We start from the raw sequence: 9,637 nt of genomic DNA, 5'->3' as shown, positions 1-9,637 counted from the left end.
AGAGACAGCCTCTCGGTCGCGCGCCTCTCGGTCGCGCGCCTCTCGGCCGCCGCCCCTCGGCCGAGGGCCGCCGCCTCTCGGCCGCCGCCCCTCGGCCGGGCTCCCCTCGGTCGCCCGCCCCCCGGTCGCCGCCCCCAGTCGCGCCCCCTCCGGGCCGCTCGCCGCCCGCCGGAGAGGCGGCGCTCCGGCCGCGTCTCGGCTACGGCTTGGCCCCGCGTGCCTTCAACAGGTCCGTCATCAGCGTGATCTCCGACTGCTGGGCCTCCACCATGCCCTGCGCGAGCCGCTTCTCCACGTCCACCGTGCACCGGTGCACGCAACCCTCGGCCATGTGGATGCCGCCCTGGTGATGTGCGGTCATCAGCCGGAGGTAGAACACCTCGGCCGCCTTGCCGTTGAGCGTCCCGAGCTTCTTCAGCTCGGTGTCGGTGGCCATCCCGGGCATCAGCGCGCCGTCCTCGCCGTCGCTCATGCCCGCCATGCCCATCCAGGCCATCGGCCCGTCCGACGACACCTTCGGCAGCCCCCACAGATCGAGCCAGCCGAGCAGCATGCCCCGCTGGTTGGCCTGTGTCTGCGCGATGTCGTAGGCGAGCCGCCGCACCTCCACGTCGGTGGTCCGGTCGCGCACGATGTACGACATCTCCACGGCCTGCTGGTGGTGCACCGCCATGTCGCGGGCGAATCCGGCGTCCGCGGAGCCGGCGGCGGGGACGCCGGCGCCGGCTCCGCCTTCCCCGGCCACCGAGTACGTGACGGCTCCCGCGGCGACGAGCACTCCGGCCACGGCGACCGTCACTCCCGCGTACCTCACTTCGACAGACCGCCCGTGCAGGCCGCGCCCGGCTCGGGCGTCTGCGCGCCCTGCACGAACTTCTCGAAGAACGCGTTCACGTGCGCGTCGCCCGCGCCGGTCACCGTGCGCTGGTGACCCCACGCGGTGAGCATGATCGGGTCGGCCTGGTCGTCGTCCGGGCTCATGAGGGTGTACGGCGTCTTCTCGACCTTGGCGGCGAGGGCCGCGACGTCGGCCTTGGCGGCCTTGCTGTTGTACGTCACCCACACCGCGCCGTGCTCCAGCGAGTGCACGGCGTTCATGTCGTCGATCGGGTGGGTGTAGACGTCGCCGTCGCAGTTCATCCACACCTGGTTGTGGTCGCCCCCGACGGGCGGCACCGTCGGGTACTCGACCCTCTTGGCGACGTGCGTGCGCCCGAGCTTGCCCTTCCACGTCCTGACCCCGTCCGCCCCGGTGGAGAACCGGCCGGCGGAAGCCGCCGCCTTGGCCTTGGCGTCGGCGGCGCCGTCGTCGTCCCCGGACTGCGACTTCACGACGAACACCCCGCCCGCGACGAGCGCGGCGACGACGACGGCGCCGCCCGCCGCCAGGAGCAGCCGTTTGCGCCGTTCACGGGCCTGGTCGGCCCGCCGCATCTCCTCTATGCGCGCCTTGCGCGTGGATCCGGTGGTCTGGCTGGCGGAACCCATGAGGCCTGTCCTTCCGGGGGCAAGGGGTGGGACGGTCGGGACGCTGCTGACGTACGGGTCAGCTGATCGTAAGGGGGCGGGCGGGATTGTCGTAGACAGGTCACGGCCACGAGGTGGTCGGCGGCGCCGCTCACCGCCCCGCCCCGCTCCACCGCTCTAGCGTTTCCTGGCCCGGTAGTGCCTCATCAGGGCGGTGATCCGCGCCGGGTCGGCCCCGCCGTTGAGCTCGGCGAGGAGATCGTCCGGGCACAGCTCGTAGAGGTCCCCCCACCACCGCCGGCCCCGGTTGTCCCAGATCCGGTAACCCCCGGGCACGCCCCGGGCGACATACCGCCTCCTGCTCACCGCCGCCTCCACGGGCTCGACGTGTCCGCGGATCATAGGACGGGCCACGGCCGCGATCGATCCCGGCCGGCGCAAAGTCGCATACGGGGTACAAAACCGGTGGGCCAGGGGAGACGGTGGGGGTCGGGCATTACGGATGCCGGTGCGAGCAGGCAAGATGGGCTGCAGAGCAGTACATCTGCCGGACGTGAGACGTTCAGGCCCGGGTCGCCGAGGCGATCATGGTCCGCAACGCGGACGAAACGCCGGCGTGGTGTGATGCTCAGGTGCCCGACCGCCTCTTTCGTGGGACGGGAGACAGGCGGCCTGACCAGCAAGGATGGGGAAGCGGAAGATGGACAAGCAGCAGGAGTTCGTGCTCCGGACGTTGGAGGAGCGCGACATCCGGTTCGTACGGCTGTGGTTCACGGACGTTCTGGGCTTCCTCAAGTCCGTCGCCGTGGCCCCCGCCGAGCTGGAACAGGCCTTCGACGAGGGCATCGGCTTCGACGGCTCCGCGATCGAGGGCTTCGCCCGGGTCTACGAGTCCGACATGATCGCCAAGCCGGACCCGTCCACCTTCCAGGTGCTGCCGTGGCGCGCGGAGGCCCCCGGCACCGCCCGCATGTTCTGCGACATCCTCATGCCGGACGGCTCGCCCTCCTTCGCGGACCCCCGCTACGTCCTCAAGCGCGCCCTCGCGCGCGCCTCGGACCTGGGCTTCACCTTCTACACCCACCCGGAGATCGAGTTCTTCCTGCTGAAGGACAAGCCGGTCGACGGCTCCCGCCCGACGCCGGCCGACAACTCCGGCTACTTCGACCACACCCCGCACAACGTCGGCATGGACTTCCGTCGCCAGGCGATCACCATGCTCGAGTCGATGGGCATCTCGGTCGAGTTCTCCCACCACGAGGGCGCCCCCGGCCAGCAGGAGATCGACCTGCGCTACGCCGACGCCCTCTCCACGGCCGACAACATCATGACGTTCCGCCTGGTCATGAAGCAGGTCGCGCTGGAGCAGGGCGTCCAGGCCACCTTCATGCCGAAGCCGTTCAGCGAGCACCCCGGCTCCGGCATGCACACCCACCTCTCCCTCTTCGAGGGCGACCGCAACGCGTTCTACGAGTCGGGCGCGGAGTACCAGCTGTCGAAGGTCGGCCGCTCCTTCATCGCCGGCCTGCTGAAGCACGCCGCCGAGATCGCCGCCGTCACCAACCAGTGGGTCAACTCCTACAAGCGCATCTGGGGCGGCTCCGAGCGCACCGCGGGCGCCGGCGGCGAGGCCCCCTCGTACATCTGCTGGGGCCACAACAACCGCTCCGCCCTGGTCCGCGTGCCCATGTACAAGCCCGGCAAGACCGGCTCCGCGCGCATCGAGGTCCGCTCCATCGACTCCGGCGCCAACCCCTACCTGGCCTACGCCATGCTCCTCGCCGCCGGCCTCAAGGGCGTCGAGGAGGGCTACGAGCTCCCGCCGGGCGCCGAGGACGACGTCTGGGCCCTGTCGGACGCCGAACGGCGCGCCATGGGCATCGAGCCGCTGCCCCAGAACCTCGGCGAGGCGCTCACCCTGATGGAACGCAGCGACCTCGTCGCCGAGACCCTCGGCGAGCACGTCTTCGACTTCTTCCTGCGCAACAAGAAGAGCGAGTGGGAGGAGTACCGCAGCGAGGTCACCGCCTTCGAGCTGCGGAAGAACCTGCCGGTGCTGTAGTGCCGCTGCTGTAGTGCCGGGGCCGCTGCGGTAGTGGGCGGCCCGCGGCGCGGGGTGCGAGGTGGGGCTGTGGCCGCCCGGGCGGCCACAGCCCCTATGTCGTTGCGGCGGGTCAGCGGGCGGCCTGGTCCGCCAGCAGTCGGTGCAGCGGCTCCGTCGCGCGGCGGCGGTACTCCTGGATCGCCCAGCCGTTGCCGTCCGGGTCCTTGAAGTACATGAAGGTTCCTCCGTCCTGCGGCGCGAGCTGCCGGGGCTCGCTGACCTCCACGCCCCGGGCGGTCAGTTCGTCGTAGGCCGCCTTCGCGTCCGTCACGCAGAGCTGCAAGCCGTGGTAGGAGCCCGGCTGCGGGACGCCCGTCGGGACCTGCAGACCGTCCACCAGGGCGATCGAACAGCCCGAGCCGGGCGGGGTGAGCTGCACGATCCGTACGCCCTCCATCACCTCGCCGTCGATGTCGAGGTGGAAACCGACCTTGTCGCGGTAGAACTCCTTGGCCCGGTCCACGTCCGACACCGGCAGCAGGATCACTTCGAGCGACATGTTCATGGATGACTCCCCTTGTCCGTCCTCTGTCACGGCGCCTCCGCGGAGGAGGCCCGGCATGCCGTTCCCCACAGAACCGGAATCCGGCCCGCAGCGCCAGGTGGACGTGCGGGTTACGCTCGACTGCGGACGAGCTTGATCGCAGGAGGAGGCCGGGGATGATGGCGCCGGGGCGCAGGAGCAGCACCTTCACACGGCTGCTGCGGCACGGCTTCACCGATCCGTCCGCCTCCGAGCGGCTGCTCGACGGGCCCGAGCTGTCCCCGGTGCGGGACGACCCCTTTCTGCTGGAGGCCCTCGGGGCCACCGCCGACCCCGATCTCGCGCTGCACGGCCTCGTCCGCCTGCTGGAGGCGCAGCCCAGCCCCGCCGCCCGCCGGGAACTGCTCGACACGCTGATCGCGGCCAAGCCGCTGCGCGACCGCCTGCTCGGGGTGCTCGGCGCGTCCGCCGCCCTGGCCGACCACCTCGCCCGGCACCCGCGCGACTGGGAGGCGCTCGTCACCTACGAGCCCCGGGACCTGCATCCGGGGGTGGAGGAGTTCGAGCGGGGACTGGCCGAGGCCGACGATCCCGTGCGGCTGCGGGTCGCCTACCGGCGCTGTCTGCTGTCCATCGCGGCGCGCGACGTGTGCGGGACGACCGACGTGGCCGAGACCGCCGCCGAGCTCGCCGACCTCGCGACGGCGACGTTGCGGGCCGCGCTGCGGCTGGCGGCGGCCGACGCGCCCGACGACGCCGCGCTGTGCCGGCTCGCCGTCATCGCCATGGGCAAGTGCGGCGGCCACGAGCTGAACTACGTGTCGGACGTCGACGTCATCTTCGTCGGGGAGGCCGCCGACGGCGCCGACGAGGACAAGGCGCTGCGGGCCGCCACCAAGCTCGCCTCGCACATGATGCGGATCTGTTCCGAGACCACGGTGGAAGGGTCCATCTGGCCCGTCGACGCCAATCTGCGGCCCGAGGGCCGCAACGGGCCGCTCGTGCGGTCGCTCAGCAGTCATCTCGCCTACTACCAGCGGTGGGCCAAGACCTGGGAGTTCCAGGCCCTGTTGAAGGCCCGTCCGGTGGCCGGCGACCTGGAGCTGGGGGCCGAGTACGTGGCCGCCGTCGGGCCCTTGGTGTGGAAGGCCGCCGAGCGGGAGAACTTCGTCGTCGACGTGCAGAGGATGCGGCGGCGGGTCGTCGAGAACATCCCGGCCTCCGAGATCGACCGCGAGCTGAAACTCGCGCCGGGCGGCCTCAGGGACGTCGAGTTCGCCGTGCAGCTCCTGCAGCTGGTGCACGGCCGGGCCGACGGGTCGTTGCGCAGCGGGACGACGCTGGACGCGCTGCGGGCGCTCGCCGCCGGCGGGTACGTCGGGCGGGCCGACGCGACGCAGCTCGACGACGCGTACCGGTTCCTGCGGTCCATGGAGCACCGGATCCAGCTCTACCGGCTGCGGCGCACCCACCTGGTGCCGGAGAGCGAGGCGGACCTGCGCCGGCTCGGCCGCTCCCTCGGGCTGCGCACCGACCCGGTGACCGAGCTGGGCCGCGAGTGGAAGCGGCACGCCGCCGTGGTCCGGCGGCTGCACGAGAAGCTGTTCTACCGGCCGCTGCTCGACGCGGTCGCCCAACTAGCGCCGGGAGAGACCCGGTTGAGCCCCAAGGCCGCCCGCGAGCGGCTGATCGCGCTCGGCTACGCCGATCCCGCCGCCGCGATGCGGCACCTGGAGGCGCTGGCCTCCGGCGTCTCGCGCAAGGCCGCCATCCAGCGCACCCTGCTGCCCGTGCTGCTGGGCTGGTTCGCGGACTCCGCCGACCCGGACGCGGGGCTGCTCAACTTCCGCAAGGTCTCGGACGCCCTGGGCAAGACCCCCTGGTATCTGCGGCTGTTGAGGGACGAGGGGGCCGCCGCGGAGAACCTCGCGCGGGTGCTGTCCGCCGGCCGGCTCGCCCCCGATCTGCTGATGCGGGCGCCGGAGGCGGTGGCGCTGCTCGGCGACGGGGACGGCGGGCGGCTGGAACCGCGCGCGCGGGGCCCGTTGGAGCAGGAGATACTCGCCGCGGTGCGGCGGGCCGGCGGGGCGGTGCAGGCGGTCACCGCGGCGCGCGGGGTGCGCCGGCGCGAGCTGTTCCGCACGGCCGCCGTGGACATCGTCGGCTCCTACGGCACCGAGGGGCAGCCGGCCGAAGCCGATCAGGGCGCCCTGGTGGACCTGGTGGGCGGCGCGGTGTCCGACCTCACGGCCGCCACCCTGGCCGGAACCCTGCACGCGGTCGTTCGTGAGGGCTGGGGGGACGACCTTCCGACGCGCTTCGCCGTCATCGGCATGGGGCGCTTCGGGGGGCACGAGCTGGGCTACGGGTCCGACGCGGACGTGCTGTTCGTGCACGAGCCGCAGGACGGCGTCGACGAGCGGGAGGCGGCCGACGCCGCCAACAAGGTCGTCTCCGAGGTGCGCAGACTGCTGCAGATCCCCAGCGCCGATCCGCCGCTGCTCGTCGACGCGGATCTGCGTCCGGAGGGGAAGTCCGGGCCGCTCGTGCGGACGTTGAAGTCGTACGAGGCCTACTACCGGCGGTGGTCGCTGGTCTGGGAGGCGCAGGCGCTGCTGCGGGCCGAACCCGTCGCGGGAGACGAGGAGTTGGGGCGACGCTTCATCGCGCTGGCGGATCCGCTGCGGTATCCGGCGAACGGGCTCTCGGAGGAGGCCGTGCGGGAGATCCGCCGGTTGAAGGCCCGTATGGAGTCGGAGCGGCTGCCCCGGGGCGCCGATCCGAAGCTGCACACCAAGCTCGGGCCGGGCGGGCTGTCCGACGTCGAGTGGACCGTGCAGTTGCTGCAGATGCGGCACGGGGCGTCGACCGAGGGCCTGCGCACCACCCGCACCCGGGAGGCGCTCGCCGCCGCCCGGGACGCCGGGCTCATCGGGCAGGAGGACGCGGCGACGCTGGACGAGGCCTGGGTGCTGGCCACTCGGGTGCGCAACGCGGTGATGCTGGTGCGGGGGCGGGCGGGTGACACGTTCCCGTCCGATGCTCGTGAACTGGTCGCCGTGGGACGGTACTTGGGGTACGGGCCCGGGCGGGTGGGGGACATGCTCGACGACTACCGGCGAACCGCCCGGCTGGCCCGGGGAGTTGTGGACGAGCTGTTCTACGGGGGGTAGCGGGGGCAGGGAGGTCGTGGAGTGCGTGTCGCCGTGTCGGACCGAGCGACCGGCCGGCCCGCGACCCCCTCGGCGATCGGCCGGGCCCTGACCCCCTCGGTGATCGGCCGGGCCGTGACCGATCAGGCGGCAGGCCGGCCCGTGACGGGTCAGGCGACGGGCCCGGCGACGCGCTCCGACGCGCCGGGTGGGCGGGCCGCTCCCGCCGTCCTGGGGTCGTCCGTCCCCGCGGGGTCGCGGGCGTCCGCGGCGGCGGGCGGCGACGGCTTGCGGACGCGGGTCAGTGCGACCGCCAGGAGCACGACCGTCATGCCCGTCAGCACACGGGGGCCGATGTGTTCGTCCAGCAGCGTCGCGCCCAGGCCCACGGAGACCACCGGGAGCAGGTAGCCGACCGTGGCCGCCGCGGTGGGGCCCTCGTCCGTGATCAGGCGGTAGTTGAGGTAGAACGTCACACCCGTGCCCAGGACGCCCAGGGCGACGACGGCCGACAGGGCGGTGGCGTCCGGGTGGAGGGGGCCGGCCGCGGGGAGGGCCAGGGCGCTCCAGGCCGTCGCCGTCAGCAGCTGGGCCGCCGACATGGCCAGCGGCGTGTCGCGGGTCGTGAGGTGGCGGGCCATGTAGGCGAAGGCCACGGCGTAGCTGGCGGCCGCCGCGAGCAGGGCCAGGGCCGGCCAGCTGAGGAGGCCGCCGTGCTGCCAGGGGGCGAAGATCAGCAGAGTGCCGGCGAAGCCCAGGAGGAGGCCGGTGAGACGGGCGGGGTGGGTGGCCCGCTCGGTGCCGAGGGTCATGCCGATGAGCAGGGACCACAGCGGCGTCGTGGCGTTGAGGACGCCCGCCAGGCCCGAGTCGAGGTGCTGCTCGCCCACGGCGAACAGGGCGAAGGGGAGGGCGTTGCAGAAGAGGGCGGCCACGACGAGCCGCCGCCAGGTGGTCAAGGAGCGGGGCAGGCGCTGGCCGGCCCGGCGGGCCAGGAGGAGGAGTACGGCCGCGCCGAGGGCGCAGCGGGCGATGGTGATCTGGGCCGGGGTCAGGCCGTGGGTGAGGGCGAGCTTGATCCAGAGGAAGCCCGAGCCCCAGAAGAGGGCCAGCGCGGCCATGCGGAGAGTGGAGGAGAGGGGCATGCGTCTACGGTGGCCGCTTCGTGCTGTGAGGACAAGTGAAAGGTTCTGGACAGTCCGTTAAGGTGAGCTGCATGTTGGATGTGCGACGGATGCAGGTGCTGCGGGCGGTCGTGGACAGCGGGTCGGTGACGGGGGCCGCCGCGGTGCTGGGCTACACGCCGTCCGCCGTCAGTCAGCAGGTCGCGGTTCTGGAGAAGGAGGCCGGGGCCGAGCTGCTGGAGCGGGTGGGGCGGGGGGTACGGCCCACCGCGGCCGGGCTGCTGCTCACCGAGCACGCGGGCGCCATCGGACGGCAGCTCGCCGAGGCCGAGGCCGCGCTCGCCGATCTGCTGGCGGGGCGCAGCGGACGATTGTCGGTGCGCTACTTCGCCACCGCGGGCGCCGGACTGGTCGCGCCGGCGGTGGCCCGGCTGCGCGAGCTGCATCCCGGCGTGCAGCTGGACCTGCGGCTCACCGGCGACCCGGAGAACGCGTTCGCCGAGGTCAGGGAGGGGCGGGCCGATCTGGCGCTGGTGGTGCGGACGGAGGGGGCGAGCGGCGTACGGCTGGTGCCGCTGCTCGACGATCCCTACCTCGCCGTCCTGCCGCGCGGTCACCGGCTCGCCGCGCGGCGCAGCGTGCGGCTGGAGGAACTGGCCGAGGAGGCGTTCGTGGGGAGCGAGTGGCCGGGGCCCTGCCTCGACGCTCAGCTCGACGCGTGTGCGCAGGTCGGGTTCCGGCCGCGGTTCGTCGTCGAGAGCGAGGACTACCTGACCGCTCAGGGCTTCGTCGCCGCCGGGCTCGGCGTGAGCCTGGTACCGCGGCTGGGACTGGGCAGCCGGCATCCGGGGGTCGTCGTACGGGAGGTGCGGGATCCCGTGCCGGTGCGGGCCGTTCAGGCGGTCGTGCGGGAGACGGCGCCGCCGCAGCCCGCGCTGGAGGCGTTCGTGGAGGCGCTCAGGGCGGCCGCGTCGCCCTCACCACGTCCCGGGGACGCCGGTCGTCCGGCTGTCCGGCCCTCGCGCGGTTCGTGAGCCCGGCCGCCGGGGGAGCGCCGGACGTCAGGGCTCGGCGCGCGGGCGCCGGATTCAGTGGCCCGGCGCGCAGGCGCAGGCGCGTGCGCGGGACGTCAGGGCGGCCGCGTCGTCCGGGGGCGCCGGTCGTCCGGCTGTCCGGCCCTCGCGCGGTTCGTGAGTCCGGCCGCCGGGGGAGCGCCGGATGTCAGGGCTCGGCGCGCGGGCGCCGGATTCAGGCTCGGCGCGCAGGCGCAGGCGCGTGCGCGGGACGTCAGGGCGGCCGCGTCGTC

General features: G+C 73.3%; 8 protein-coding genes. 3 read left to right on the top strand and 5 right to left on the bottom strand.

The genetic code is table 11. The annotated features are described in order from the left end of the window. Window positions 1-199 precede the first annotated feature (199 nt). The 3 genes from ACFVYK_RS29345 to ACFVYK_RS29335 all read right to left on the bottom strand — a co-directional run bounded on the left by ACFVYK_RS29345 (window position 200) and on the right by ACFVYK_RS29335 (window position 1,833). A complete protein-coding gene (locus ACFVYK_RS29345) occupies window positions 200-799 on the bottom strand; it encodes a DUF305 domain-containing protein (RefSeq protein ID WP_389779245.1) in 600 nt (199 codons plus the stop codon). An 11-nt stretch (window positions 800-810) separates the two neighbouring features. Next, window positions 811-1,488, bottom strand: coding sequence for a DUF3105 domain-containing protein (locus tag ACFVYK_RS29340; RefSeq protein WP_389779243.1), 678 nt, complete (start codon window positions 1,486-1,488; stop codon window positions 811-813). Between the two features lie 156 nt (window positions 1,489-1,644). Next, on the bottom strand, window positions 1,645-1,833 hold the full coding sequence (locus ACFVYK_RS29335; RefSeq protein WP_389779241.1) for a hypothetical protein: 189 nt from the start codon (window positions 1,831-1,833) through the stop codon (window positions 1,645-1,647). A gap of 334 nt (window positions 1,834-2,167) precedes the next feature. Here ACFVYK_RS29335 and glnA point away from each other — a divergent pair, with 334 nt between their 5' ends. Beyond that, window positions 2,168-3,529, top strand: a complete 1,362-nt coding sequence (gene glnA / locus ACFVYK_RS29330) for a type I glutamate--ammonia ligase (RefSeq protein ID WP_389779240.1) — start codon at window positions 2,168-2,170, stop codon at window positions 3,527-3,529. Between the two features lie 112 nt (window positions 3,530-3,641). Here the strand turns inward: glnA and ACFVYK_RS29325 are convergent, their stop codons facing one another. Then, window positions 3,642-4,076 (bottom strand): VOC family protein, encoded by a 435-nt coding sequence (locus tag ACFVYK_RS29325; protein WP_389779238.1) that lies wholly within the window; start codon window positions 4,074-4,076, stop codon window positions 3,642-3,644. 155 nt (window positions 4,077-4,231) lie between these two features. Between ACFVYK_RS29325 and ACFVYK_RS29320 the strand changes: the two genes are divergently transcribed. Further along, entirely contained in the window at window positions 4,232-7,228 is a 2,997-nt protein-coding gene (locus tag ACFVYK_RS29320) for a bifunctional [glutamine synthetase] adenylyltransferase/[glutamine synthetase]-adenylyl-L-tyrosine phosphorylase (protein ID WP_389779236.1), read from the top strand. Window positions 7,229-7,377: 149 nt separating this feature from the next. Here ACFVYK_RS29320 and ACFVYK_RS29315 read toward each other — a convergent pair whose 3' ends face one another. Then, on the bottom strand, window positions 7,378-8,352 hold the full coding sequence (locus tag ACFVYK_RS29315; protein ID WP_389779235.1) for a DMT family transporter: 975 nt from the start codon (window positions 8,350-8,352) through the stop codon (window positions 7,378-7,380). A gap of 71 nt (window positions 8,353-8,423) precedes the next feature. On the opposite strand from ACFVYK_RS29315, the gene ACFVYK_RS29310 reads away from it, so the two are divergent. Then, on the top strand, window positions 8,424-9,365 hold the full coding sequence (locus ACFVYK_RS29310) for a LysR family transcriptional regulator (protein WP_389779233.1): 942 nt from the start codon (window positions 8,424-8,426) through the stop codon (window positions 9,363-9,365). Window positions 9,366-9,637 lie beyond the last annotated feature (272 nt).

It is taken from the genome of Streptomyces sp. NPDC058291 (genome assembly GCF_042880855.1).
GTDB lineage: Bacteria > Actinomycetota > Actinomycetes > Streptomycetales > Streptomycetaceae > Streptomyces.
This window is presented reverse-complemented; position numbering and strand designations above follow the sequence as displayed.